23 protein-coding genes are annotated in these 23,940 nt (G+C 60.0%); 13 read left to right on the forward strand and 10 right to left on the reverse strand.

Features of this window, described 5'->3' with window-relative positions; genetic code table 11:
* Positions 1 to 11 precede the first annotated feature (11 nt).
* The gene (gene thiM / locus MJA45_RS07135; RefSeq protein WP_315606580.1) at positions 12 to 818 is read left to right on the forward strand and encodes a hydroxyethylthiazole kinase; all 807 of its coding nucleotides are present in this window, start codon (positions 12 to 14) and stop codon (positions 816 to 818) included.
* Between the two features lie 237 nt (positions 819 to 1,055).
* On the opposite strand, the gene MJA45_RS07140 is transcribed toward thiM, so the two are convergent.
* Together MJA45_RS07140 and MJA45_RS07145 are read right to left on the reverse strand one after the other, a co-directional pair.
* Complete coding sequence (locus MJA45_RS07140) at positions 1,056 to 2,123, reverse strand: anthranilate phosphoribosyltransferase (protein ID WP_315606581.1); 1,068 nt, start codon at positions 2,121 to 2,123, stop codon at positions 1,056 to 1,058.
* Positions 2,120 to 2,734: an ANTAR domain-containing response regulator gene (locus MJA45_RS07145; protein ID WP_315606582.1), complete on the reverse strand. Its 615-nt coding sequence runs from the start codon at positions 2,732 to 2,734 to the stop codon at positions 2,120 to 2,122. The genes MJA45_RS07140 and MJA45_RS07145 overlap by 4 nt, the downstream gene beginning before the upstream one ends.
* Before the next feature lie 319 nt (positions 2,735 to 3,053).
* On the opposite strand from MJA45_RS07145, the gene MJA45_RS07150 reads away from it, so the two are divergent.
* The 5 genes from MJA45_RS07150 (at position 3,054) to MJA45_RS07170 (ending at position 9,956) form a co-directional block, all read left to right on the forward strand.
* A complete protein-coding gene (locus MJA45_RS07150; protein ID WP_315606583.1) occupies positions 3,054 to 4,280 on the forward strand; it encodes a nitrate/nitrite transporter in 1,227 nt (408 codons plus the stop codon).
* Between the two features lie 76 nt (positions 4,281 to 4,356).
* A complete protein-coding gene (locus tag MJA45_RS07155; protein ID WP_315606584.1) occupies positions 4,357 to 6,489 on the forward strand; it encodes a molybdopterin oxidoreductase family protein in 2,133 nt (710 codons plus the stop codon).
* An 81-nt stretch (positions 6,490 to 6,570) separates the two neighbouring features.
* Positions 6,571 to 8,997: a nitrite reductase large subunit NirB gene (nirB, locus tag MJA45_RS07160; RefSeq protein WP_315606585.1), complete on the forward strand. Its 2,427-nt coding sequence runs from the start codon at positions 6,571 to 6,573 to the stop codon at positions 8,995 to 8,997.
* A 62-nt stretch (positions 8,998 to 9,059) separates the two neighbouring features.
* The gene (gene nirD, locus MJA45_RS07165; RefSeq protein WP_407083111.1) at positions 9,060 to 9,386 is read left to right on the forward strand and encodes a nitrite reductase small subunit NirD; all 327 of its coding nucleotides are present in this window, start codon (positions 9,060 to 9,062) and stop codon (positions 9,384 to 9,386) included.
* Between the two features lie 99 nt (positions 9,387 to 9,485).
* The gene (locus tag MJA45_RS07170) at positions 9,486 to 9,956 is read left to right on the forward strand and encodes a general stress protein (protein ID WP_315606586.1); all 471 of its coding nucleotides are present in this window, start codon (positions 9,486 to 9,488) and stop codon (positions 9,954 to 9,956) included.
* Positions 9,957 to 10,009: 53 nt separating this feature from the next.
* Here MJA45_RS07170 and MJA45_RS07175 read toward each other — a convergent pair whose 3' ends face one another.
* A complete protein-coding gene (locus MJA45_RS07175) occupies positions 10,010 to 10,438 on the reverse strand; it encodes a hypothetical protein (protein ID WP_315606587.1) in 429 nt (142 codons plus the stop codon).
* A 102-nt stretch (positions 10,439 to 10,540) separates the two neighbouring features.
* Complete coding sequence (locus MJA45_RS07180; protein ID WP_315606588.1) at positions 10,541 to 11,371, reverse strand: phytanoyl-CoA dioxygenase family protein; 831 nt, start codon at positions 11,369 to 11,371, stop codon at positions 10,541 to 10,543.
* A 159-nt stretch (positions 11,372 to 11,530) separates the two neighbouring features.
* Here MJA45_RS07180 and MJA45_RS07185 point away from each other — a divergent pair, with 159 nt between their 5' ends.
* On the forward strand, positions 11,531 to 12,394 hold the full coding sequence (locus tag MJA45_RS07185) for an AraC family transcriptional regulator (RefSeq protein WP_315606589.1): 864 nt from the start codon (positions 11,531 to 11,533) through the stop codon (positions 12,392 to 12,394).
* Between the two features lie 35 nt (positions 12,395 to 12,429).
* On the opposite strand, the gene MJA45_RS07190 is transcribed toward MJA45_RS07185, so the two are convergent.
* Complete coding sequence (locus MJA45_RS07190; protein WP_315606590.1) at positions 12,430 to 12,672, reverse strand: spore germination protein; 243 nt, start codon at positions 12,670 to 12,672, stop codon at positions 12,430 to 12,432.
* 12 nt (positions 12,673 to 12,684) lie between these two features.
* Complete coding sequence (locus MJA45_RS07195) at positions 12,685 to 12,927, reverse strand: spore germination protein (RefSeq protein ID WP_315606591.1); 243 nt, start codon at positions 12,925 to 12,927, stop codon at positions 12,685 to 12,687.
* A gap of 209 nt (positions 12,928 to 13,136) precedes the next feature.
* On the opposite strand from MJA45_RS07195, the gene MJA45_RS07200 reads away from it, so the two are divergent.
* Complete coding sequence (locus MJA45_RS07200; protein ID WP_315606592.1) at positions 13,137 to 13,928, forward strand: class I SAM-dependent methyltransferase; 792 nt, start codon at positions 13,137 to 13,139, stop codon at positions 13,926 to 13,928.
* A gap of 113 nt (positions 13,929 to 14,041) precedes the next feature.
* Positions 14,042 to 14,500 carry a hypothetical protein gene (locus MJA45_RS07205; protein WP_315606593.1) on the forward strand — a complete coding sequence of 153 codons (459 nt, stop codon included), beginning with the start codon at positions 14,042 to 14,044 and terminating at the stop codon, positions 14,498 to 14,500.
* 97 nt (positions 14,501 to 14,597) lie between these two features.
* Here MJA45_RS07205 and MJA45_RS07210 read toward each other — a convergent pair whose 3' ends face one another.
* Entirely contained in the window at positions 14,598 to 15,563 is a 966-nt protein-coding gene (locus MJA45_RS07210; RefSeq protein ID WP_315606594.1) for a helix-turn-helix transcriptional regulator, read from the reverse strand.
* Between the two features lie 86 nt (positions 15,564 to 15,649).
* Between MJA45_RS07210 and MJA45_RS07215 the strand changes: the two genes are divergently transcribed.
* From MJA45_RS07215 to MJA45_RS07225, 3 genes are all read left to right on the forward strand, one after another.
* On the forward strand, positions 15,650 to 17,914 hold the full coding sequence (locus MJA45_RS07215; protein WP_315606595.1) for an excinuclease ABC subunit UvrA: 2,265 nt from the start codon (positions 15,650 to 15,652) through the stop codon (positions 17,912 to 17,914).
* 230 nt (positions 17,915 to 18,144) lie between these two features.
* Positions 18,145 to 18,711, forward strand: a complete 567-nt coding sequence (locus MJA45_RS07220) for a hypothetical protein (RefSeq protein WP_315606596.1) — start codon at positions 18,145 to 18,147, stop codon at positions 18,709 to 18,711.
* 90 nt (positions 18,712 to 18,801) lie between these two features.
* Entirely contained in the window at positions 18,802 to 18,936 is a 135-nt protein-coding gene (locus MJA45_RS07225) for a hypothetical protein (protein ID WP_315606597.1), read from the forward strand.
* 138 nt (positions 18,937 to 19,074) lie between these two features.
* Here the strand turns inward: MJA45_RS07225 and MJA45_RS07230 are convergent, their stop codons facing one another.
* Entirely contained in the window at positions 19,075 to 20,376 is a 1,302-nt protein-coding gene (locus MJA45_RS07230) for an aminotransferase class I/II-fold pyridoxal phosphate-dependent enzyme (RefSeq protein WP_315606598.1), read from the reverse strand.
* A 149-nt stretch (positions 20,377 to 20,525) separates the two neighbouring features.
* Complete coding sequence (locus MJA45_RS07235) at positions 20,526 to 21,155, reverse strand: pyridoxamine 5'-phosphate oxidase family protein (protein WP_315606599.1); 630 nt, start codon at positions 21,153 to 21,155, stop codon at positions 20,526 to 20,528.
* 135 nt (positions 21,156 to 21,290) lie between these two features.
* Between MJA45_RS07235 and pdxR the strand changes: the two genes are divergently transcribed.
* The gene (gene pdxR / locus MJA45_RS07240) at positions 21,291 to 22,772 is read left to right on the forward strand and encodes a MocR-like pyridoxine biosynthesis transcription factor PdxR (protein WP_315606600.1); all 1,482 of its coding nucleotides are present in this window, start codon (positions 21,291 to 21,293) and stop codon (positions 22,770 to 22,772) included.
* A gap of 41 nt (positions 22,773 to 22,813) precedes the next feature.
* On the opposite strand, the gene MJA45_RS07245 is transcribed toward pdxR, so the two are convergent.
* Positions 22,814 to 23,938: a Ger(x)C family spore germination C-terminal domain-containing protein gene (locus MJA45_RS07245; RefSeq protein WP_315606601.1), complete on the reverse strand. Its 1,125-nt coding sequence runs from the start codon at positions 23,936 to 23,938 to the stop codon at positions 22,814 to 22,816.
* Between the last annotated feature and the right edge of the window lie 2 nt (positions 23,939 to 23,940).

A 23,940-nucleotide genomic window follows, 5' to 3' on the forward strand; every position in this document is an offset into this window, starting at 1 on the left:
AGAGTGCGGATATGGAAGGCAATTCAGCAGCGGAGCTGCTCACGAAGGTGCGGCGGGACAAGCCGCTCGTGCATAACATTACGAACGTCGTGGTAACAAATTTTACAGCTAACGGGCTGCTTGCCCTCGGTGCTTCGCCGGTCATGGCTTATGCGGAGGAAGAGGTGGCCGACATGGCCCGGATCGCCGGCGCTCTTGTCCTGAACATCGGCACACTGAACGCCCGGGAAGTTGCCGCTATGAAGCTGGCCGGGGCCTCTGCTAACGCCCATGGGGTGCCCGTCGTGCTCGATCCCGTAGGGGCGGGAGCGACAGCGTACCGGACAGAGACGGCACGGGCTCTGTTGAACGAGCTGAAGATCTCCATTGTCCGCGGGAACGCGGCGGAGATCGCCAACGTGATCGGAGAAGAGTGGAGCATCAAGGGAGTCGACGCCGGCGGAGGGGGAGAGGATCTGACCGTTCTTGCCGCGGAAGCAGCGCGGAGGTTGTCCTGCGTGGTCGTGGTAACGGGGCCGGAGGATGCCGTGTCCGACGGGACGAGAACCTTCCGGGTCCGCGGAGGGGACGAGCTCCTGACGCGGGTTACCGGAACGGGCTGCCTGCTCACGTCCATCATTGGGGCCTACGCCGCGGTGGAGCCGGACGGCGTTCAAGCTGCCGCTGCGGCGCTCGCTCTTTACAGCACGGCGGCCGAGAAAGCGGCCCGGCTAAGAGGGGACGAGGGACCGGGCAGCTTCCAGATCGAGCTGCTTAACCAGCTGGCTCGGGTCACCCCGGAGGAAGCGGGAGAAGCCGGCCGGATCGAGCGTGTCTAGTTGGAGAGTAGGGGGAGGCCGTTGAAATAGATCTTCGCCTGCTGATACGAATGCAAACCCGGCATAACGGATCCCTCGGTAGGGGTGGGTTTCCCGCGTACCTTGGGCTAATCAGGAGGCCAGGGTAGAAGATTCAGGTGACAGGGGATGTAGACTCCGCCGTGGCAAAACGCCCCGAATCCCCTGCCCAACCAGAAAGGCCGTGCCGGCATCCGGCACGGCCTTTCTGTTCCCCCGTCAAGCTCGCTTCCGTTCTATTCCTTCCTTGAAGAAGCTTCCGGTTTCGGGCTTCACCGAGGACAGCCAATCCTGGAACCGGCGCAGGGCGGCGCCTCCGTCCAGCGTTCGGCGTGCCAGAGCCACTCCTTCCTCGATGGAGGGGACCCGCTCCGCCACCCACAGCCGGACGGCGCTGTTCAGGATCACCATGTTCCGGAAGGCGGGCTCCCCTCCGCCCTCGAGGACGCGGCGGGCCGTGTCGGCCTGCCGTTCGGCGGTCCATTCCCATTCGGGAGCCGCTGCCTCCAGGCCGAATACGGCCGGGTCGAGGATCAGCATTTCATGATGCTGTCCTCCCCGGACCATGACGGTCCGCGTCCGCTTCTCGACGGAAAGGTCCTCGGAGCCTTCGACCCCTTGGACGATAATGGCGTTGCGGACCCCGAGTCCGAGCAGAATGCCGGCCATCTTCTCGAACATGGTGCCGTGGAACACGCCCATCGCCATATACGGCGCATCCGAGAAGCGCAGCAGCTTCTCGGCCGTGTTGAAGATTGTTCGCACGCCGATGTCCTCGCGCATGCGGCGGAGTCCTGCCAGCGCGGGGCACCACTTCTCCGTGGGGGCGAACAGAAAGCCCGTGCTTTCCGCCGCCATGGCGAGCCGGTCGCCGGCTGCGCCGGTGAGGTCCGCGCCTAAGGCGGCGAAGTTGTCGGGCAGCGTGATGCCCCACTTCGGCGGAAGCGCTGCGCTTCCGTGGAGCGTGACGGGCAGGCCGCACGAGGCGAGAACGAACGCCGCCGGCACGGTGGCGGCGAAGCTCGTTCGGCGCCCGTCGTACGGCCCCGCGCAGTCGATGCCGCCGGCCATCGGCCAGCGGCGCGAGCGGGCCCGGCACGCCTCCACGAAAGCGGTGAGCTCCTCCGCCGATTCGGTCTTGATGCGCTCGGCCATCAGGAAAGCGCCGATCTGAACGGCGGACGCTTCGCGGGACAGAATGAGCTCAGCCGCTCGCCTTGCTTCCTCGGGGGTCAGGTCCCGGGCTCCTTTGCGGCCTCTTCCGACTTCCTTGATCAGATCCATCATGAGCGGGCTCCTCCTTTATCCATCTGGCGCAGCAGCTGGTAGACCTTGACGATCGATTTCGCGACGTCCACCAGCTTCTTGCGCTCATTCATGGCCTGTTTACGCAGAAACTCATAGGCTTCGGCTTCCGGAATCTTCTTGATCTCGCACAAAATCTCTTTCGCCTGCTCAATCCACCGCCGGTCATTCAGCCGTTCGGTCAATTGGTCGTTCTCCATCCGCAGCCGCTCTTTGCGCCGGAAGCTGAGCAGGCTGATCCCGACCGACCACCGCACCTCGTCCGCGGTCATGGAGGCGGAAAGCATGCCGTCCCATTCCGCCCCTTGGTCATAAGGCACCTCGGGAAGGGCTCCCCCATCATACCACCATAGCAGGGGGAGAGAGGACTGGCGGCGGAGCTCTTCCCCGGCCTCCACCAGCCGTTCGGGCGTGGAGCGGAGGACGACGGCATCCGCCTTCCCCTCTTCGGGGAGCGAGGACAGATCCGGCACCCGCCTGACTTCGTATCCGCAGGAAGCGAGCATCGAATGCGGACGCTTCGCCGGCTCCTGCCGGAGGACCGCGGAATCGGCCGAATGAATTTCATCTATAAGAAGCATAGTCAAAGTCATTCGCTGGTCCCCCTTTTCCTTAATCGTGTTAGGTAACATTACATTTTTAAATAAAAATACCACAAACCAAGCGGAGGTGTCGATACTTTCCGTATAATTTTCGCTTCCAACCTCCCCTTTTAAAAATATATGTTAAGTATATTGACATATTTACTCTATCCATCCTATAATCAAACCAATCTCATATCTTTTCGGGGCACAATGGCGTGTCCCTCTATGGCAAAGGAGCCTATCGGATTGTTAACGATAGGCTCCTTTTTGTCTTTTTTTCATCCGATGCAAGCAAATGCAAACAAATGAAATAAGGGAGGACAACGAAATGGACGCAAAGGCTTTTCGCAAGGCGGGGCATTGGCCCAGCTTGGTATCGGCATTTTTGTATTTTGATGTCAGCTTCATGATTTGGGTGATGCTCGGGGCGCTGTCCCTGTTCGTCACCAAGGATTTCGGGTTAACGGCTTCCCAGAAGGCGCTCATGGTCGCCATTCCCACCTTGGGGGGCTCCATCTTCCGGATCCCGATGGGGGTTCTGGCGGACCGGATCGGGTCCCGCCGGACCGGCATGATCGGAATGGGGCTGACGGTTCTCCCCCTGCTGTGGGGGTGGCTCGGCGGCACGACGCTCAACCAGGTTCACGCCTTCGGCTTCCTGCTCGGCATCGCCGGGGCGAGCTTTGCGGTGTCGCTCTCGCTCGCGAGCCGGTGGTACCCGCCGGAATACCAGGGCTTGGCCATGGGCATCGCCGGGGCGGGGAACAGCGGAACGGCGCTTGCGACGTTCTTCGGGCCGAAGCTGGCGGAAGCGTACGGCTGGCACTCGGTGTTCGGGATGGCACTCATCCCGCTCCTGCTTGTCTTCGGCGTTTATGCGCTGATGGCGAAGGACAGCCCGAACCAGCCGCCGGCCAAGAAGCTGAAGGATTACCTGAACATGTTCCGCTTCGCCGATACGTGGTGGTTCTGCTTCTTCTATTCGATTACCTTCGGGGGCTTCGTCGGCTTCTCCACGTACTTGAGCATCTTCTTCTTCGACCAGTACGGGGAAGCCGTTGTGGCGGGCGGCCTGACGAAGGTTCAGGTCGGCTACATCGTCACGGCCGTCGTCATAGCGGGCAGCTTCTTCCGGCCGCTCGGGGGGTATCTGGCGGACCGGGTCGGCGGCATGAAGCTCTTGGTGGTGCTTTTCGGCCTGATTTCCGTGCAGCTGCTTCTCTTGTCGACGCTGCCTTCCCGGTACCTCGCCCTTCTGCTGTTCATCGGCATGATGATGTGCCTCGGGATGGGCAACGGCTCCATCTTCCAGATCGTGCCTCAGCGGTTTCCGAAAGAAATCGGCGTGGTGACGGGGGTAGTCGGGGCGGCCGGCGGACTCGGAGGCTTTGTGCTTCCCTTTGCCCTCGGTTCTCTGAAGGAAACAACGGGAAGCTTCTCCACGGGCTTTCTTCTGGCCGGCTGCTTTGTTTTTGCCGCTTCGCTCCTGTTCTACCTGAGATCTCTTAACTGGAAGAAGACGTGGGCGGCGGCCGGAAGCGGCGTGAATTATTAACGGGGGAGGACCGCCCGGGAACGGGAAAGGCCTCGCTGGCCGATAAGCGATAGAGAGAAAAAGGAGCGGGGAGAACATGGAAGCAGCCGGAAGTCTGACATCCCACTGCTGCTTCTGCAGCATGCAGTGCGGGATGACGTTGGTTAGGAGTGACCCGAAGGCGGAAATCAACGGGCCGGCCGGATATACGGTTAAGCCGAGTCCGGATTTTCCGGTGGCGACCGGCCGCCTGTGCCAGAAGGGACTGAACGCGCTGGACCACGCCCGGCATCCTTCGCGGATCCTTCATCCCTTTAGAAGGACAGAAGGAAGCGCAGGGGACCCGGCGGCTGCCCAAGGGCCGAAGGAATGGGAGCGGGCTTCCTGGGAGGAGGCCCTGACGGACATAGCCGGGCGGATCCGGGCCATTCAAGGGAGGGCCGGCAAGGATGCGGTCGCCGTCTACGGAGGAGGATCGCTCACGAACGAAGTGTGCTACCTCATGGGCAAGTTTACCCGGGTAGCGCTGCAGTCGAGGTATATCGACTACAACGGAAGATACTGCATGTCCTCGGCGGCGGCCGCCTCGAACCGGGCCTTCGGGCTCGATCGGGGGATGACGTTCCCCTTGAGCGAAATTCCGAAGGCGAAGTACATCATCATCGCGGGGGCGAATGTGGCGGAATGCCAGCCGACCCTCGTGCCTTATCTGATGGAAGCGAAGAAGAACGGGGCGATTCTCGTCACCACCGACCCCCGCAACACGATGACCTCCAAAATGGCGGACCTTCACGTCAGGCTGCAGCCGGGCTTCGATTCCGTCTTCGTGAACGGCCTGTTGAACGTCCTGATCCGGGAGAAGCTGTATGACGCCCGGTTCGTGGCGGAGCGGACGACCGGTCTTGGGGAGGTGGAGGAAGCGGTCCGGCCATTTACCCCGGAGCGGGTGGAGGAGCTGACCGGAGTGCTCGAGGCCGTCACCCGGACGATCGCCCGGGGCTTCGCCAAGGCGGAGACCGGCATCGTGCTGACCGCCCGAGGACTGGAGCAGCAGGTGAACGGCGTGGAGAACACGCTGAACTACATCAACCTCTGTCTCTTAACGGGCAAAATCGGCCGGGCGGGCTGCGGCTACGGAGCCGTGACCGGGCAGGCGAACGGGCAGGGCGGCAGGGAGCACGGGCAGAAGGCGGATCAGCTGCCCGGCTACCGTTCGATTGAGGATCCCGCCGCCCGGAGGCATGTAGCCGGGGTGTGGGGGATCGAGCCTGACGAGCTGCCCGGCAAAGGCGTCTCCGCCTACGAGATGATCCAGAAGATCGACGAAGGGGAGATCCGGGCGCTGATCGTGCTCGGCTCGAATCCGGTCGTCTCGAGTCCGAACAGCCGCTTTGTCGAGAGGGCGCTCGCCAAGCTGGAGCTTCTCGTCGTGGTGGATCTGTTCGAGACGGAAACCGCCTCCCGGGCTCACTGGCTCCTTCCCGGCTCCTCCTTCCTGGAAGGCGAAGGGACGCTGACCAATCTGGAGGGGCGGGTGTTCCACCGGCCCCGGGCCTTCTCTCCCCCGGGAGAGAGCCTGCCGGACTACGAAATCCTCTGCCGGCTGGCGGAGAAGCTCGGACGCGGCGAGTATTTCCGCTATCCGTCCATCGAGGCGGTTTTCGCGGAGCTGTGCCGGGCCTCGGCGGGCGGTCCGGCCGATTACAGCGGCTTGACCTACGACCGGCTGATCCGGGCCAAAGGGGTGCACTGGCCCTGCCCCGCCCCGGAACATCCCGGGACGCCGATGCTGTTCACCGGCCGCTTCGCCCACGCCGACGGCCGGGCCCGCCTGTTCGGGATCACCCCAAAGCTTCCGGCGGAGCCGGCCGACGCCGAGTATCCATACGTGCTGACGACGGGGAGGCTCCCCAATCATTACTTGAGCGGGGTGCAGACCCGCCGGACGGAGGCGCTGCTGAAGAAGGCGCCGGTTCCGGTGGCGGAGGTTCATCCCCGTCTGGCCGCCGCCGTGGGGCTCGGGGTGGGAAGCCGGATCCGGCTCACCTCACGCCGGGATTCGCTTGTGTTCGAAGTGAAGGTGACGGAGGGCATTCACCCCCGGACCATCTTCGTCCCGTTTCATTGGGGCGGGGAGCTGTGCATCAACCGGCTGACGAACGACAAGCTCGACCCCGTCAGCTCCATGCCCGAATTCAAAATCTGCGCCGTCAAAGCTGAGAAGGCCTGAACCCTTGAACGTTCAAGAGCGGGAAGGCATCCGGGACCGGTAAGGCCCCGACAAATCCGAAACGACTGAAGGAGTGATCCTATGGACAGGAAGAAGCTTGTGCTGATCGGCAACGGGATGGCCGGGATGAATACGGTGGAAACGATTCTTAAGCTGTCGGACCGGAAGTTCGACATTACGGTGTTCGGAAGCGAGCCGCATCCGAATTACAACCGCATCCTGCTCTCCTCCGTTCTCGCGGGCAGCGCCCGGGTGGAGGACATCGTCATTAATCCGCTGGAATGGTACGCCGAGAACGGCATCCGGCTTCATACGGGAGAGACCGTCACGGCAGTTGATCCCGCTTCCCGCACCCTCCGCACCGACAAGGGCCGGACGGAGGCTTACGACGAGCTTATCCTTGCCACCGGATCGCTTCCGTTTATGCTCCCGCTGCCGGGGGCGGACAAGGAAGGCGTCATCGCCTTCCGGGACATTAAGGACTGCGAGACGATGATCGAAACGGCTAAGCATCACCGCAAAGCGGCGGTTATCGGAGGCGGGCTGCTCGGACTGGAGGCCGCACGGGGGCTTCTGAACCTCGGCATGGAGGTCAGCGTCATCCATATTTGTGACTATTTGATGGAGCGGCAGCTCGATGCGCCCGCCTCCAAGATGCTGAGGGCCGAGCTGGAACGGCAGGGAATGAGCTTCCTGCTCAGTAAGCAGACCAAGGCGATCCTCGGCGATGCCCGGGTGACCGGCGTCGAGTTCGCCGACGGAACGTCGGTGGACGCGGACCTGGTGGTGATGGCGGTCGGCATCCGGCCAAACGTGAGCCTGGCGAAGGAGAGCGGAATCGGGGTTAACCGCGGAATCGTCGTCAATGACTACATGCAGACGGACCAGCCCCACATCTATGCCGTCGGGGAGTGCGCCGAGCACAACGGAATGGTTTACGGACTGGTCGCCCCTCTCTATGAGCAGGGCGCGGTGCTGGCCAAGACGCTGTGCGGCACGGAGACCCCTCCTTACCGGGGCTCGGTGCTGTCCACCAAGCTTAAGGTGTCGGGCGTCGACGTCTTCTCCGCCGGAGAATTTGTCGACGGGGAGGACACCCAGGCCGTCTGCGTCCACGACGAGTGGAACGGCGTCTACAAGAAGGTGCTTCTGCGGAACCGGCGGATCATCGGGGGCGTCCTGTTCGGCGATACGTCGGAAGGGAGCACGCTCTTCCGGCTCATCCGCACCGGCGCAGAGATGACCCCGGAGCTTCACGCGTCTCTCGTCGGCGGCCCGTCCGCCAAGAGCGGCGCACCGGTTAATGCGGCGGCGGCCATGGCGCCGGATGAGCTCATATGCGGATGCAACGGGGTAACGAAGGAGACGATCGTCCGGGCCATCCGGGAGCAAGGGCTGACCTCAGTGGATGCGGTCAAGGGCTGCACCGGGGCCTCCCGCTCCTGCGGAGGCTGCAAGCCGCTCGTCGGGCAGCTGCTCGAGCATGTGCTCGGGGACGGCTTCGAAACGCCGGTCAAGGAGACGGTCTGCTCCTGCACGACGCTGTCCCGCGACGAGCTGGTGGAAGCGATCCGGGAGAAGAGGCTGACCCACATGCGCGAGGTGATGAACGTGCTGGGCTGGAGCACGGAGGAGGGGTGCTCCAAGTGCCGTCCGGCGCTCAATTATTACCTGGCCATGGTGTGGCCGGACGAATATGAGGATGCGAAGGCTTCGCGCTTCGTGAATGAGCGGATGCACGCCAACATCCAGCACAACGGCACTTATTCGGTCGTTCCCCGCATGTACGGGGGCGTCACCTCGCCAAGCGAGCTGAGACGGATTGCCGATGCGGCCGAGAAGTACGGGGTGAAGATGGTCAAGGTAACCGGCGGTCAGCGGCTCGACCTGCTCGGGGTGAAGAAGGAAGACCTGCCGAGCATATGGGCCGACCTCGACATGCCGTCGGGCTGGGCTTACGGGAAGGCGCTCCGGACGGTCAAAACATGCGTAGGCGCCGACTTCTGCCGCTTCGGCACCCAGAACTCCATCCAGATGGGCATTGATATCGAGAAGAAGTACGAGAGGCTGAATACGCCGGCCAAGGTGAAGATGGCGGTTTCCGGCTGTCCCCGCAACTGTGCGGAGTCGGGCATTAAAGATCTCGGCGTCGTGGCGGTCGATGGCGGCTGGGAGCTGTATGCGGGCGGCAACGGAGGCGTCAAGCTGAGAGGGGGCGACCTGCTCTGCAAGGTGAAGACGTCGGAGGAGGTCATGGACATCACGGGGGCCTATCTTCAGTTTTATCGGGAGACGGGGAATTACGGCGAGCGGACTTCGGAATGGGTCGTCCGGATCGGCCTCGATACCATCCGGGAGGCGGTCGTCGAAAATACGGCCAACCGCCAAGCCCTGCTGACCCGGGTCGAGAAGGTGCTCGAGAAGCTGACGGACCCTTGGAAGGATGTCATCAACAACCGCCCCAAGTATGCGGATTTGTACGACGGAATCTCGGTAGCGTCAGAATAACCCTAATGGCAAAAACGAACAAAAAAACGGCCTGGCTCAGGCAGAGGAAGCGGGGAAAGCAGATGAACCGATATCCGGTGGGAAGCATAGAGGAGATCCCGTTCATGCGGGGAAGGGTGGTGTCCCTCGGCAAACAGGAAATCGCCGTATTCCGGCTGTCGAACGGGGAAGTGAAGGCGGTGGAGAACCGCTGCCCCCACAAGGGAGGGCCTCTCTCGGAAGGAATCGTGTCCGGCGGGAATGTGTACTGCCCGCTTCATGACTGGAAGGTATGCCTCCGCAGCGGGGACGTGCAGGAGCCGGACCGCGGCTGTGTCAAAACCTATCAGGTGGAAGTGATCGGCAGCGAGATTTTCCTTTATACGGAATCCCCGGTGACGAGCCCCTGACCGGCTGCGAAGGGAACCCGGCTTCGGTTGATTGGCTTTTTCCTCCCAAGGGTAAAGGATAAAGAGACAGCGTAGAAACGAGACAGGGAGGAAATGCTCATGAACCGGACGACAGCGGGGGTTTATCTAGAGGAAGAAGCGGCGGTCAATGCCATTGAAGAATTGAAAAAAGCAGGCTACGGGGAAGAAGACATCACCGTCGTAACGAAGGACAAGAGGGCCTTGGAGGAGCTGGAGGAAACGACCGGAGCCCAGACGCCGGACGGCTTGTCCGGAGGCTCGGTGACCGGCGGGGTCATAGGCGGTGCCGCCGGGCTGTTCGTCAGCCTGAGCTCGCTTGCCGTTCCCGGCGTCGGTCCGCTGCTTGTGGCCGGGGCGCTGGCCGCTACCGCGGCGGGAGCCGCCATCGGAGCAAGCGCCGGAGGCTATACCGGCACCTTGACCGAGCTTGGGCTTAATGAGGATGAGGCCAAACGCTATGACGATGATCTGCGTGACGGCAAAGTGCTCGTTCTGGTCCATGCCGAAGAGGGGGAAGAGAGCGAGGCGGCCCGGATTCTGCATCGGTAAGGGGCAAGCAATAAGCAAAGGGTAAGAAGGATCCGCTGGAGGCGGAGCGCTTCTTACCCTTTTCGTTTGGTCAGCGTAACTTTGGGGCCGGCGGGCGGAGAGGGAGAGGCCGGGGCTTTGGCGTCGGGGTCTGACGAGGCTTTCTCGCCGTAGACCGTCCCGATGTTGAGCCGTCCGGTCAACTCGCGGATGCCGAGCTGGCCCAGGTTGCTGCTCATGTCCCACTTGCCGACCATCACCTTCTCCACGTTCATATGCTCGATGATGATCGTGGTAGAGCCTTCGGGCTTCGGCTCGTCAGCCGGCTCCTTCTTCTTATCGGGGTCCGGGACAGGAGGGACAGCAAGCTGCTTCAGTTCCTCCATCTGTTTCTCGAGCTCCTTCAGCCGGCCGATTTCCTTCTCCAGCTTGGACATTCTCGCTTGGAGTGAGGCGGACGCGCCGCCGCGGATGAAGAAATGGATCCAACCTTTAACCCCCATCGGCCTGCCCCCGTTTGCTTGCGGCGCCGTTCACCGGATTAGCCCGCCCCCCTCCTGGTCGGAAGGCGGCCGGCTTATCCTAAATGTATGACAGCGGGCCGGTCAGCATTCCGCCCCGGTCATTTCGTTCGTGAAGAGACGCTTGTATTCCGGGGGATGGAGCTTCTCCGCCCCTTCGGGGGCATAGTGGAACTGCAGCGCCCTGCGGCGCCGGGCCGAGAAGTTATGGGCGGTGCCGTGAGTCAGGAGGCCGTGAAAGAACAGAGCTCCGCCCGGTTTAAGCGGGACGGCCAGGTTGCGCTCCACGGGGACGTTCGCATCGCAAATCTGCCAGTCGCGGACGGCGTAGTGGGGCACGCCCCCGTCCATATGGGAGCGGGGAATGACCTGCATGCAGCCGTTGTCCTCATCGGCTTCATCCAGAGCAAGCCACACGCCGATCACCGGCTTGTCAAAGGCGAGCGGACCATAGGCCATGTCCTGGTGCCAGGGCTTTTCTCCCCCTCCGAAAGGCGGCTTCAGCAGGGCCATGTCCTGGACGAGCTTCGGCTTTGCTCCGAGCAGCTTCTCGACCGCCTCGAGCAGCATCGGCTTGCAGGCGATGGCCCGAAGGCGCTCTTCCTCCTCGACAAAATCGTACACCTTGCGGACCGCAAGCTCCCGTTCCCCGCGGCTGCTCAGCTCACTTTTCGGCTTCGTAAACTGGACCTTAACCTTCGTCTCGTCGCTGTCGATATGCTCCGCCAAGGCCTGCACCGCATTTCGGATTTCCTCTGTTGTAAGAAAGCCCTGCACGCCCAGAAAGCCCTGCTCCCGATAGAACCGTTTCTCTTCTTCCCCGATCTCCGTGCCCTCCGCCAAAGCGCGGTAAAGGCCCGTCCGGGGGTACAGCTTCCGGTTAATTTCCTCGGGGGTTCTCGGATTGACGCTCATGTCCCTTCCTCCCTTGCCAGATCTGGTTTTGATGCCTTTAGCGTAGCATGGGGGACCCCGCCAAGCCATGGAGGAGGCGCTCGTAAATTTGTAGGTTAATGCTTAGGCCGGGCAAGCGCCTGCGCCTCCCTGTGCTACAATGAGGGGGAGAAGGGTGCGATGGATGCAAAAGGGGTGGAGGAGACGATGGAGAAGCTGTACCCGGTCGGCCGGCTGACCTTCCGGGCCGCGGCCGGCAGCGGCAAAGCCCGCTGCGAGCCCGGCTGGAGCTGGCGGCCCCCGCCGCTTCCGGATTACGACCTCTGGTATGTAATGGAGGGAAGCGGCTTTGTAACCATTAACGGAGAGCGGCACGAGGCCCGGCGGGGCGAATGCTTCCTGCTTCGTCCGGGCGACCGGGTGGAGGCGGAGCAGGAGCCGGAAGACCGGCTGCTTGTCCTTTTTCTGCATTTTACGGCCTTGGTACCGGAAGAAGAGTCGCCCGAGGCGCAGTGGCTGCCCGACAGGAGGACGACCGTCGAGGACCCGTACTCCTTTGAGCATGATTTCCATCGCCTGCTGGAATGCAGGGAGAGCCAGGAAGCGGGATGGGAGGAGGAGTTCGGCCTCCTCCTGAAGCTTCTATGGCTGCAGCTGCTCCGCGTCCGTGCCCGCAAGGAAGGGAAGCCGGCCTTCTCGTACAAGCAGCGGCAGGACGTCCGCCGCGTGATCACTTACCTCCGCGAGCACTTGGGAGAGCCCGTAGACTATCGTGAGCTCGCGCGGCTGGCCGGTCTTTCCCCGCGCTACTTGAGCGGGCTGTTCAAGGCCCAGACAGGCTATTCCTTGAAGGAGTATATCACCCGGCTGCGGATGGACCGGGCCAAGGTTCTGCTCACGGAAACCGCTATGAATGTCACGCAGGCCGCCGAAGCCGTCGGCTATTCGGACTTGTATTTCTTCAGCAAGCTGTTCAAAAGCCTGTACGGCGTCCCGCCCTCCTATTACCGCCGGTCCGTCCGGCAGGCCGCGAAGCACCGGTAACCGGGGCTTCGCTTTTTTCCGGCTGCCCTCTGCCGTTACAGCTGATTCGCAAGCGGGGCCGACGGATTCGCGATTTGATCCTGATCGCTTATATCCGGATCGAGCACAGCATTGCTCATAGCGGAGAAGGCCGGCGAGAAATCGCCCACGGAGAAGTTGGCCCCTACCATTTTGGTATTGGCCGTATGGCTGTTCTGGACGTTGGCGCCCACGTCGATGTTTCCGTTTCTGGAGATGCCGTTTATTTTGAAATTGGCGATGTTGATTTGAAAAGGCATAGGATTCCCTCCTTAGGATTGCACTACGTTGGCATTGGTCGGGTCGAGAATATCCCCCATGTCGTTGAAGTCCGGATCGACAAACACATTCTTCATGGCGGATTCGGCCGGAGAGCCGTCCCCGTAGGAGGAGTTGACCCCTTGGGACTTGGTGTTGGCGGTATGGTCGCTGTGAACCGATTCCCCGATGTTGACGGAGCCGTTATTCGAGATGCTGTTGATCTTCATACAGAAAATATTCACGATGGACGCCATGTCTCCCACCTTCCTCATGCCCTGGATGGTTACAGCCTATGCAGGCATCCGCCCAGAGGTTAACGAATTCAGTTGGTTGACTGGGAGCCTCCTACGGACTCAAGCCCGTCTCAACCCCAGGGGGATGACTTGCTCCGCTGCCGCCGATAATGAGAGAATGGGAAGGATTCGGAAATGAACCGTGCCTGAACAGGCGCCAGGAGGCCATCATGCAGAACGAACAGAGCAGCATTAACGAAAAAGCCTGGAACTGCAGCCCGTACGAGGCTTGGCTCAGCCGGTACGGCACACCGGCCGAGGCGGCGGAAAGGATCAAGGCGGATCCCTTGGCCCGGCTGTCGGGCCTCTATGAGCATCTTGGCAGCGTCGAAGGCAGGAAAGCCGTCAACCTGCTCGGCTCCCACGGCAGCAAGGCCGTCGCCCTCGCTCTTCTCGGGGCTCAGGTCACCGTAGTGGACATCGCCTCCGAGAACGCGCGGTATGCCGGGGAGCTGGCGGAGGCGGCCGGGGTTTCCGTGCGGTATCTCGTGTCGGACGTCACGCAGCTGCCGGAAGAGGAGCTGGACGGATCGTACGATATGGCGTTTATGGAATTCGGCATTCTTCATTATTTCACGGATTTGACCCCGTTGATGAATACCGTCTACCGGCTGCTCCATCCCGGAGGACGCCTGGTGCTCCAGGACTTCCATCCGTTCACGACCAAGCTCATCTCCTCCAAAGGAACGCGCCACACGACGCGCAAACACAAGGTGACGGGGGATTATTTCGATGAGGGGCTGACCGAGGTGGAGGTGCCCTATCTGAAGTTCCTGCCCGAGGACAAGCAGGAGGATCTTCCCAAAACCCTCCTGAGACGCTGGACGCTCGGGGAGATCGTCACGTCCTGCGCGCAGGCCGGGTTGGTCATCCGGCTCTTGCTGGAGGAGCCCAACAAGTCCTCCGATGTGTACGACAAAGGGATCCCCAAAACCTTTACGCTAGTGGCTGATCGTCCGTAGAGCTCGAAGCCCGGACCAAAAGTTTATCCATTGGGCAAGTGTCCCTTTTCCCCTTTCGTGCATACCGTGTCATATGTCTAAATCGAAAGGGGAACTCAGCATGTCTCAAGAGAATGAGTTTTACCAGCAAGGGAACGGGGAGACGGGAGAAGAACGCCAGGTTTCCCAAATTCCCGGCATCGGCCAGCCGGGCGGTTACCCGGGGAGCTATCCGGGCGGCTATCCAGGAGGTTACCCCGGCGGCTACCCAGGAGGTTACCCCGGCGGCTACCCAGGCGGTCAAATGGGTGGCTATCCGGCTGGCTATCCGGGCGGCTATCCAGGAGGTTACCCGGGCGGCTATCCCGGCGGCTACCCGGGCGGTTATCCCGGCGGTTATCCAGGGGGTTACCCGGGTGGTTACCCCGGCGGTTATCCCGGTGGCCAAATGGGCGGTTACCCGGGCGGCTATCATGGCTACTCCCATCCTTGGCACCATTACGGGCATTACGGCCAGCCTTACGGTTCATCCTATGGCCATCAGCACGGTCAAACGACCAGCCAGTCATAAGGAGCGGTTGCCGTTAGCATAAACCGCGAGCCTCTTCAAGCAGCTCTCCGCCGGGAGCTGCTTTTTTGGTGCTTCGCTCGGGGGATCTTGGTCCCGGCGGGCCTGCCTGGAAGCACGCATCATCTTGGGGGAGTCCCGTCCGAAGCGGCATAATGGAGAACAAGCTCATGGGCCTGCTTCCTTATGTGGTCCGCCATCTCGCGCGGCTCCATTACTTTGACGGAAGTGCCCAGCCGAAAAAAGTACTGGGTCACGAACTCCCATTCCTTCCGGTCGATCTCCATTTCCACATAGCCCTGCTCCGGGGTGACGGCTACGATATAAGGCTCCAGCCATGGCTGGCTGCGGCACTGCCTCAAGCCTTCCCGGGTCAGCTCCACGTACAGACGAACAGGCGCTTCCGGCGTTTGTCTCGTATGCCGCTCCAGCCAGTCGGGCAGAGGCATTTGCGGCGGGAAGGGCTGCTGCGTTCGTTCCACGGACACCATCCGGTCGGTTCGAAACAAGCGGATTTCCCCGTAAGCCCGGTCGTACGCCGGCATGTACCAGAAGCCGTTGGTTGCGTAGATGCCTAGCGGAGCCACTTCCCTTACCGTATTGACTGATTTGGACTCGTATTTCATCAGGATCAGTTGCTGCTCGGAGGCAGCCTCCAGGATCTCCTTGAGAAAGGGAGACGGGACGGTTCTCTTTTGGCTCCAGAAGGCCAGCACCGAATCCAGGCGATCCACCTTTCTTTTCGTCTCCTCGGGCAGGCCCGCATACAGCTTGCGGGAGACAGACCCGACGTGGATGTCGAAAGGGTGCGAATGGTAATAGGTCAAAGCCTGAAAAGCAAAGAAGATGGCGAACGCTTCCTCCTCGTCAAATAGGACCGGCGGCAGCGTCCGGTTGTCCAGCACCCGGTAACCGCCGCCCCGGCCTGGCTCCGTATAAAGCGGAACGCCCATCTCGCCGAGGTCGGCCAGATACCGATGGGCGGTTCGGACGGATACGCCGAATTCATACGCAACGTCCTGAGCGGTAAAGCGGCGCTTGGCATTGACATACATAAGCAGGTTATACAGCAGCTGGGCTTTGGTCACGGTGATTCCCCTCCTTAAACATGACCGATATTGGCATGGTTTAAGCTTATACTTCTTAATATAAATCGCAAGAGGAGGAATAGCTGATGAAGAAGGATGAGGCCATTCGCGTCGTCGGGGCAAGGGAGAAGAATTTGAAGGGAATCCATCTCACGATCCCCAAAAAACAAATAACGGTGTTCGCGGGCGTTTCCGGCTCCGGCAAATCCGCCCTCGTATTTGATACGATCGCGGCGGAATCCCAGCGGCAATTGAACGAATCTTACTCGAGCTTTATCCGCAACCGGCTCCCCCAATACGGACATCCCGAGGTGGAGGCGATTGAGCATCTGCCAGCCGCTATTGTCATGAACCAGAAGAAAATCGGAGGGAGTGCCAGGTCCACGGTTGGGACGGTCACGGATATTTATGCGCTTCTGCGGCTGCTGTTTGCCCGCTTCGGCCGTCCATTCGTTGGATATTCGGACGTATTTTCTTTTAACAACCCGCAGGGCATGTGTACCGAATGCGAAGGTTTGGGAAAGGTGAGTACCGTCAACGTCGATCGGCTGATCGACAGGGAGAAATCGCTGAACGAGGGAGCCCTGCTGTTCCCGACCTTCATGCCCGGCGACGTCCGTTGGAAAAGATATGTTTGTACCGGTCTGTTCGATAACGACAAAAAATTGAAGAATTACACAGACGAGAAGATGGATACGCTTCTGTATAAAAGCGGATTCAAGCCGCCGCATCCGACCAAGGGCTGGCCTCCGACATCGCTGTACGAAGGGGTGGTTCCGCGCATCAAGCGCACGTTTCTTAATAAGGACTCGAGGAATGCGGCGAGGTATAAGGAAGCCATAGCCCGAATCGCAGCCGAGGAGACATGCGATTCCTGCGGCGGCGGCCGTTTGAATCCGCGCGCATTGTCCTGCCGGATCAACGGCAGAAACATTGCCGATTGCGCGGCTATGCCGATCCGCGAGCTTATCGGGTTCATCCGCAGGATCCGGCAGCCGGAAGCCCGGACGGTTACGGAAGCGATCGATAAACGCCTGACTCATATGCTGGAGATTGGCCTTGGCTATTTGAGTCTGAACCGCGAAACGCCCAGCTTGTCGGGCGGCGAATCGCAACGGATCAAGATGGTGCGTCAGCTCGGCAGCAGCCTGAGCGATCTGCTGTATATTTTTGACGAGCCCAGTATCGGGCTCCATCCGCACGACGTCGGCACGATTAACCGGCTCTTGCAGCAGCTGCGAGATAAAGGCAATACCGTTCTGGTCGTGGAACATGACCCGGACGTTATGCAAATTGCCGATCACTTCGTCGAAATGGGGCCGAAAGCAGGAACGAACGGCGGAAGAATTGTATTCGAAGGCAGCTTGGAACAATTAAAGTCAGCGGGCACCTTGACAGCCGAAGGCTTGAACCGCAAGCCCGCCTTCAAAAGCGAGGTCAGGCCGCCAGCCGGCTGGCTTGCTGTAGAGAAGGCGGCTAGAAATAATTTGAAAGAGATAAATGTTCGGTTTCCGGCTGGTGCCATGACCGTCGTTACCGGAGTGGCGGGATCGGGAAAGAGCACCTTGATGCATCAGGTCTTTCCGGAGCTTTACCCGGAAGCGATCTTCATCGACCAAGGGGAAATCGGGGCGTCCAACCGTTCCAATCTCGCTACGTACACCAACATTTTCGACGCGGTAAGACAGCTGTTTGCAAAGGAAAATGGGGTAGGCGCCTCCTTGTTCAGTTTCAACTCGCAGGGGGCCTGCCCAAGCTGCAAGGGCTTGGGGACGATTTATACCGATTTTGCTTTTATGGATACGGTCGCCGCTGTTTGTGAAGCCTGCCGGGGAATGCGTTATACGGAACAAGTGCTGTCCTATCGCTTCCGTGGAAAAAGCATCGGCAACGTCCTGGCCATGACCGTCGATGAGGCGCTCCGCTATTTTTGCGAGGAAGAAGTGGTACGGCCGCTCCAACGACTGCAGGAGGCCGGCGCCGGTTATTTGTCATTGGGGCAGCCGCTCAGCACCTTGTCGGGCGGTGAGCGGCAGCGGGTCAAGCTGGCTGCGGAGCTGGAAGGCAGCGGGATGCTTTATGTGCTGGATGAGCCGACGACAGGACTGCATATGGCGGATGTGGACCGGCTTATTCTCCTGCTGAATCGTCTCGTGGAGCGGGGCTGCACCTTGATCGTGATCGAGCATAATCTGCAGGTGATCAGCCAAGCCGACTGGATGATTGATCTTGGTCCCGGTGCGGGTGAGGAAGGAGGGAAAGTCCTGTTTGAAGGCGTACCGAAAGAGAGCATCGGCTGCGCAGCCTCGTTGACAGGCCGGGCTCTAAAAATGGCTGTCTCCGGTCAATAGACTTGCCGAAACGGCCCCCAACCCAACAGCCCGTCCTTCAAGCGTCCCCATGCAGAGTCGGTCCGCTGGCTTCACCGCCTATGGCCGTAACGCAAGCTCTCCCGGCGCCATCCTGGGCATCGGCCCGAAAGGGCGGAGGAAGCGTCTCTGCCGTTACCTGCCGACGCTTCCCTTCATAAGCTGGGAACAAAGCAGTCAAGGCTCGTGAAACGGGGGGAAGGAGGGAGCTTATGGAAGGGTTGGTCATTTACCGGAGCCTGGAAGGCGAGATCCCGGCGGAGGTATTGGAGCGGTGGAAGCAGGCGGCCCGGACCCTTGGCCTGCAGGTGGAAGAGAAGCCGGGGCGTAAAATTACGATGATCCGCCTCGATCAGGAGGACAGCAATCTGTGCTTTTATTTGTTTCGCAAGGGGAATCGCTTTCAATTCCGGGCGGATTACTTAAGAATCGACAACGAGGATTTCATCGAGCTGGTGGATTGGCTGATTCATGCGGCCCGGCTCAACGGAGATAAATTTACCCTGACCAAATTCGGGATTCAGCAGCTGCATTATGCGGACGGACAGCCATCGGGTGAAGGGGTATACGGACCGCTTAAGGATACGGATGAATTTACGCTGCGGCTCCTGAAGGAAACGCTGGCGGGAGCCATCAACCTGGCGATCGACCTTTACCGGGAGGCCCGGCTGAAGGGGGAGACCCGGCAGGAGGAGAAGGCGAAACGCCGGCTGCTGGCGCTGGCGGAGGAGCTGGGCCGGCTCGAACGGCTGCTCCAGAGCCGGACCTACGGCGCTTGAGACGCAGGCCCTGGGTGTTTGAGGCTTCCCGAAACGGGGTATTATGGTTTAGGGAAACCTACAACCAGACATCTCAAGGAGGGAAACGCCATGGCCGTAAGCAAGAAAACGATCCTGTCGACCGTCGCCCTGGGAGCCGCCTACCTGCTTAGGAACAAGGAAACCCGGGATAAGCTGATGAGTCAGCTGCAGAACATGACCAATCGGACGAAGTCTAAAGCGTAAGATAGTCCTAAACACAAAAGATGACGCTTAACTTAAAAGCACCTCCTGCCCAACGGATATCCCGCGGACAGGAGGTGCTTTTATGATTTCAAGGGTAGGGCTAAGTGTCTTAGCCGTACCATACTCACGGATAAGACACTACGGCCGTTTCTGCAGATCCTGAACTCCCCGATGGATAAGGTCGAACAGCTCTTCGATGCCGTTTTCTTCGATGCAGGAGAACGCAACGCGCAGATCCGTCTCTCCGAGAGCTATGGTTCCGACGCCGTACTCGTTAAGGAGATGCTGGCGCAGTTCTTCGGCATGTACCGTCTTCAGCTTCAGGCACATGAAATAGCCGGAATTAAACGGGTAGTACTCCCAGGCGCCGTCGTATTTCCCGCTGTCCAGCACGTCCTTGACCTTGTTCGCACGCCCTTTCATGATCGCGAACTTCTCTTCCTTCTGGGCGTGGAAGTCCGGCGAGGTGAGGGCATGCAGCACGAACGTCTGGGAAGGGTGCGGTCCGCTCGAGATGGTGGCGCGGATAATGCCGAGCGTCTTCTGCTCAAGAGCGGACAGAACGCCGGCCCCGTTGCCGCCGTACGTGATGAAGCCTACGCGGAAGCCCCAGACATATTCTTCCTTCGTCGCCCCGTCCACCTTAATGGGGAGCAGGCGGGGGTGCAGGTCGATCAGCTGCCCGAACAGCGACTCGTGAAGAGAGTTCTCGAAGAACAGCCCGAAGTAGGCGTCATCGGTGACCACCACGAGGTTGATCCCCGCTTCGGCTCCATCCTTAAGGGCGGCCACGATCTCGCGTCCTTCCGACGCTCCGGGTGTATAGCCGGTCGGATTGTTCGGGAAGTTCAGCACCACGATGGCCTTACCCGCGTCCTTCTGGTCGAGGATCGCCTGGCGGAGTCCGTCAGCATTGAAGGTTCCCGCTTCATTATATAAAGGATAGTTCACGATTTCGGCTTCGCGGCGAATGCCGAAGGTCAGCTCGTAATTCTCCCAGTTTTTGTCCGGAATGATGACCTTGTCGCCTTTCTCCGCGAACAGGTCGGCCACGATGCTGAGCCCGTGGGTGAGCGCATTGGTTACGATCGGCTGGCTGAAGGCCCGGCCTTCCATGGAGGGATTCTCCTGGAGCATCTTCTCCCGCCAAGCGGCGCGAAGCTCAGGCTTGCCTTCGGGCGGCGCGTAGGGGTACAGATCCACCGGCTTGTAAGCCGAAAGGGTTTCCTGGATGACGTTCAGATGCATCGGCTTGCCGTTCTCCAGAGCGGTCCCGATGGTGGCGTTGTACTTCTTGGCTTTCGATTTCGCTTCGGCGGATTGGCTCAGGATGCCGACCTTGGGGAAATAAATTTCCTTGCCAAGCTTAGACAGCATGGAGTAAACGTGGGGATTGCCTTGTTCAATCGTTTCATTCAGGGATTGCGCCAGTGGATTCATGACTTCCATCCTTCCAATCAATCGATTATCGGACGCCTCCGGGAATGGGAAAAGGACACCGAAGGGCCGGGTGACATTAGGTGATATTATATCACTTCTGCGTTAACGCGTCACTATTCGGGGGCCTCCGGTATCCGTTCGGGCTTCGGTTACTCCAGCACCGCTCCGCGGTGGGCGGGGCAGTATTTTCTCATCAAGGCGGCGGTTTCCGGGTCAAGCGCCAGCCCGCGGTTCTCCAAGGCTCCGGCCACCTGCTCGCGAGCGGGCTCCTTCAGGTTCTGGCCGAATTTGAATTTGGCGCTGATCTCTTCTACCTCCAGTCTAACCACGGCCACCCCCTTCAGCGCGGCCCGGTAATTTTTATCGTCCGTTGAGATGGGGTCGTATCCTCCTTCGGGCTGGAGCTTCACCATAAAAGCGGACAGGGCGCGGGCTTTCTCTTCCAAATCCTCTACCGGAGCAGCCGTTCCCCGAAGCTGAACGGATTTGAAATAGGAAGTAGCGGGACAGGCTAACCGGGAATCCGAGAAATAGGAAGGGATCAGGGCATATTCCTTGGCCACCTGGAAGGTGCAGCGGCCGGATGCTTTAAGATCGTCCATCTTGCTACCCGCCCGGCTTCCGTGGAAATAGAGCTTTTCTTCCGTATACACATAATTGAGCGGGGTAACGGCAGGCCATCCGTCCCTTCCCTCCATGGCGAGGAAGCCGAAGGTCATCTCCCCCAGAAAGTCCTCGATTTCCTGCAGCTCATTTACGGCGAATTCGTTTCTTCTCATGACGGTTCTCCCTTTTCTAATGGATTTCTATCTAAAATAACGGAAGAACTGGTATGATAAAAGAACCAATTACGGGATTTCCGAATAGACCACTTGAGGGGGAAGGCTATGGATTTTCAAATCGCTTACCAAAGCATGAGAAAACAGCATCGGACGAAGTCGCTTGCGCTCTATCATGCGCTGAAGGAGGCGATGACGGCAGGAACGGTCGGAAAAGGGACGCGGCTGCCTTCGAGCCGGGAGCTGGCGGCGCTCTACGGCTTGTCCCGGGGCACCGTGAACGAGGTGTACGATATGCTTTCGGCGGAAGGCTACGTCGAGAGTGTGCGGGGGAGCGGCACCTTTGCCGCTTATGAAGGATCGAACCCGGCGCAGGCCCAGGAACGGAGGGAGGAGATCCGGTTGTCCGCCTGGGGGAAGAGGGCGGCGGCCCAGCCGGACCGGTGGGGCCCCGGCGGGAATCCCGCCCGGATCTCGCTCACGCCGGGCATGCCGGACCTTACCCTCTTTCCCTATGCGGAATGGAACCGGGCCCTTCATGCCCAGGTGCGGGAGCGGGCAGACTCCCCGGAAGGCGACCCGGAGGGCTTCTACCCGCTTCGGGAAATGGTGGCCCGCCACCTGCGGCGCGCCCGCGGGATGACCGTCGAAGCCGGTGACGTGGTCATTGTCAACGGCTCGATGCAGGCCATCGCGCTGCTCACCCAGCTGCTCGTGGACGAAGGCGACCCGGTGGTCGTGGAGAATCCCGGCTACGGCGGGATTCATGCGGCCGTCCGGACCGCCGGGGGCCGGCTGCTGGCTGCACCGGTGGACGACCGCGGCCTCCGCGTGGAGGACTGGGACGCGCGCCTGCTCTTCGTCACGCCGGGCCGCCACTTCCCGACCGGCGCCGTCCTGCCGCTTGTGCGCCGCCAGCAGCTGCTCGAATGGGCCGGCCGGCGGAAGGCGGTCATCGTCGAGGACGACTATGACAGCGAATTCCGCCACCGGGGCCGGCCGATCGAGCCGCTGAAGCTGCTCGACCGCGAAGGGCGGGTCGTCTTCATCGGCACCTTCTCGAAGACGATGCTGCCCGGCCTGCGCATCGGCTACGCGGTGCTGCCGCCCGGGCTGAAGGAGGCCTTCGTGCGGGCGAAGCAGCTGTACGAGCCGTTCCCTTCGGGGCTTTTGGAGCAGCGGGCGCTGGCCGCTTTTCTCCAGAGCGGCCACTACGAGCGGCACCTGCGGCGGATGAAGCGCGTGTACAGCCGGAAGTTCGCCCTGCTCGAGGAGGAGCTGCGGAATCGGCTCGGCTTCCTGTTCGAGCCGGTGCCTTCCGACTCGGGGCTGCATCTGTTTGCGTGGTGGAAAGGAAGCGCCGAGGAGTTCGAGGCGTTCCGCCGGGCTTGCGCGGAGGAGGGTGTCCGGTGGAGCGGAACCGAGGGGGGCTTTCTCGAGGGGTACCGGCCGTCGGCCCTATTCGGGTTCTCGCATCTCAGCGAAGCCGAACTGGCCGAGGCCGTCGAAATCATGGCGCGGACAGGAAGCGCCGTACTCCTTCGAAGACCGTCCGGTAGTACCGGTCCGAGTGGGGCACGAGGGCAGAAATTGAAAAATTATCAATCTCCGACGTAAGAAAAGCAACCAGGCTGGCGTGGGTTTTGACGTAAAAAGCATTAGATTTCCTCTGGGTTAAGGATCTTCACATGGAAGACAGGTTCGATCGTCAGCTTCGAATAATCTTTGCGCCAATCCAGGGATTTCCATATGTTGGGATGATAGGCCTTGATTTGGTTTCCGATACCGAGAACATCACAATTCGCTTTCTGCAAGTTCTCAATCGTTTGCATTGCCTTGTTCTCCAGATGTTTACTAAGCGCCTTTTCCATTTGGCTAACATAATCCGCTTTAATTGATTGAACTTCTTGGCCCAGATAAAAAGCATTAAGCTGCAACCGGATTTGCAGGGTGATGTTGGGCATGCCGTCGGAACGGGGGGAAATCTGGATTTTCGTGTTCCCTCTTTTGACCGAAAAACCGTAGGGGACGCTGTTCGGAAGATCCTGCATTGAATGTTCGCCGATGTCGCTTTCCGCTAACTTTCCTGTAAACCTTTGCCTGCCTTGGTAAACACCTGAAAGAAGCGCCAACATTCTAACTTGATCATCATCCAGTTTTCTTCCGGTACTCCTTCCTTGCCTGAACAAGAGTGCCCCTCGCAGTTTAACCCCGGAGTCGGATGGTCCGAGCAAAGGCAGTGCCAGATCCTCCAAAGGATCTGCTTTTGACAAAATCAATTTCATCATGGAAACATTGCGCAAGATGCGGTTTTTATCCAGCAACCTGACGAATTCGATCAGGCTTTCGGTGTCCGTTTGACCTTTTTTGAAAAGTTGGGTTACGGAGCCCTCAAAAATGACTACCGGGGAGTTAATTATGGTATAAGGAGCCCGAAGCAAAAAGGCAAGTTCTTTCACGGGATCGTGCATGGCAAACCTGTCGCTCATCAAATACAGCCTCGTATTGATGTTTATGAAAGGTCCGCTCTCTACGTATTCACTCTGTCCGACCGCTTCCAGAACACTCGAGTTTTTGAACTCCGTCGTTTCTGATTGAGGTTCTCCTTCTCCTTGGCCGGCTTTTTTGAGTCTCGTGACAACATTCTCGAGCACGACGCCTCGGTCGTTCTCGCCCAAATCCAAACCGACCATATCCACCATGCGGAGTTTTCGCAGCGGCATTTGATCCCAGCAACCGGTCAATAGTACAAGCGACAAGAAGACGAGAATGGCTTTTGTCATCT

This window comes from Paenibacillus aurantius, assembly GCF_032268605.1.
GTDB classification, from domain to species: domain Bacteria; phylum Bacillota; class Bacilli; order Paenibacillales; family NBRC-103111; genus Paenibacillus_AO; species Paenibacillus_AO aurantius.

What these genes read in the sequence shown, in the direction of transcription:
- thiM (WP_315606580.1), top strand. Translation starts at nt 12, where the DNA reads ATGGAAGGCAATTCAGCAGCGGAGCTGCTCACGAAGGTGCGGCGGGAC.
- MJA45_RS07140 (WP_315606581.1), bottom strand. Translation starts at nt 2,123, where the DNA reads ATGATGGATCTGATCAAGGAAGTCGGAAGAGGCCGCAAAGGAGCCCGG.
- MJA45_RS07145 (WP_315606582.1), bottom strand. Translation starts at nt 2,734, where the DNA reads ATGACTTTGACTATGCTTCTTATAGATGAAATTCATTCGGCCGATTCC.
- MJA45_RS07150 (WP_315606583.1), top strand. Translation starts at nt 3,054, where the DNA reads ATGGACGCAAAGGCTTTTCGCAAGGCGGGGCATTGGCCCAGCTTGGTA.
- MJA45_RS07155 (WP_315606584.1), top strand. Translation starts at nt 4,357, where the DNA reads ATGGAAGCAGCCGGAAGTCTGACATCCCACTGCTGCTTCTGCAGCATG.
- nirB (WP_315606585.1), top strand. Translation starts at nt 6,571, where the DNA reads ATGGACAGGAAGAAGCTTGTGCTGATCGGCAACGGGATGGCCGGGATG.
- nirD (WP_407083111.1), top strand. Translation starts at nt 9,060, where the DNA reads ATGAACCGATATCCGGTGGGAAGCATAGAGGAGATCCCGTTCATGCGG.
- MJA45_RS07170 (WP_315606586.1), top strand. Translation starts at nt 9,486, where the DNA reads ATGAACCGGACGACAGCGGGGGTTTATCTAGAGGAAGAAGCGGCGGTC.
- MJA45_RS07175 (WP_315606587.1), bottom strand. Translation starts at nt 10,438, where the DNA reads ATGGGGGTTAAAGGTTGGATCCATTTCTTCATCCGCGGCGGCGCGTCC.
- MJA45_RS07180 (WP_315606588.1), bottom strand. Translation starts at nt 11,371, where the DNA reads ATGAGCGTCAATCCGAGAACCCCCGAGGAAATTAACCGGAAGCTGTAC.
- MJA45_RS07185 (WP_315606589.1), top strand. Translation starts at nt 11,531, where the DNA reads ATGGATGCAAAAGGGGTGGAGGAGACGATGGAGAAGCTGTACCCGGTC.
- MJA45_RS07190 (WP_315606590.1), bottom strand. Translation starts at nt 12,672, where the DNA reads ATGCCTTTTCAAATCAACATCGCCAATTTCAAAATAAACGGCATCTCC.
- MJA45_RS07195 (WP_315606591.1), bottom strand. Translation starts at nt 12,927, where the DNA reads ATGGCGTCCATCGTGAATATTTTCTGTATGAAGATCAACAGCATCTCG.
- MJA45_RS07200 (WP_315606592.1), top strand. Translation starts at nt 13,137, where the DNA reads ATGCAGAACGAACAGAGCAGCATTAACGAAAAAGCCTGGAACTGCAGC.
- MJA45_RS07205 (WP_315606593.1), top strand. Translation starts at nt 14,042, where the DNA reads ATGAGTTTTACCAGCAAGGGAACGGGGAGACGGGAGAAGAACGCCAGG.
- MJA45_RS07215 (WP_315606595.1), top strand. Translation starts at nt 15,650, where the DNA reads ATGAAGAAGGATGAGGCCATTCGCGTCGTCGGGGCAAGGGAGAAGAAT.
- MJA45_RS07220 (WP_315606596.1), top strand. Translation starts at nt 18,145, where the DNA reads ATGGAAGGGTTGGTCATTTACCGGAGCCTGGAAGGCGAGATCCCGGCG.
- MJA45_RS07225 (WP_315606597.1), top strand. Translation starts at nt 18,802, where the DNA reads ATGGCCGTAAGCAAGAAAACGATCCTGTCGACCGTCGCCCTGGGAGCC.
- MJA45_RS07230 (WP_315606598.1), bottom strand. Translation starts at nt 20,376, where the DNA reads ATGAATCCACTGGCGCAATCCCTGAATGAAACGATTGAACAAGGCAAT.
- MJA45_RS07235 (WP_315606599.1), bottom strand. Translation starts at nt 21,155, where the DNA reads ATGAGAAGAAACGAATTCGCCGTAAATGAGCTGCAGGAAATCGAGGAC.
- pdxR (WP_315606600.1), top strand. Translation starts at nt 21,291, where the DNA reads ATGAGAAAACAGCATCGGACGAAGTCGCTTGCGCTCTATCATGCGCTG.
- MJA45_RS07245 (WP_315606601.1), bottom strand. Translation starts at nt 23,938, where the DNA reads ATGACAAAAGCCATTCTCGTCTTCTTGTCGCTTGTACTATTGACCGGT.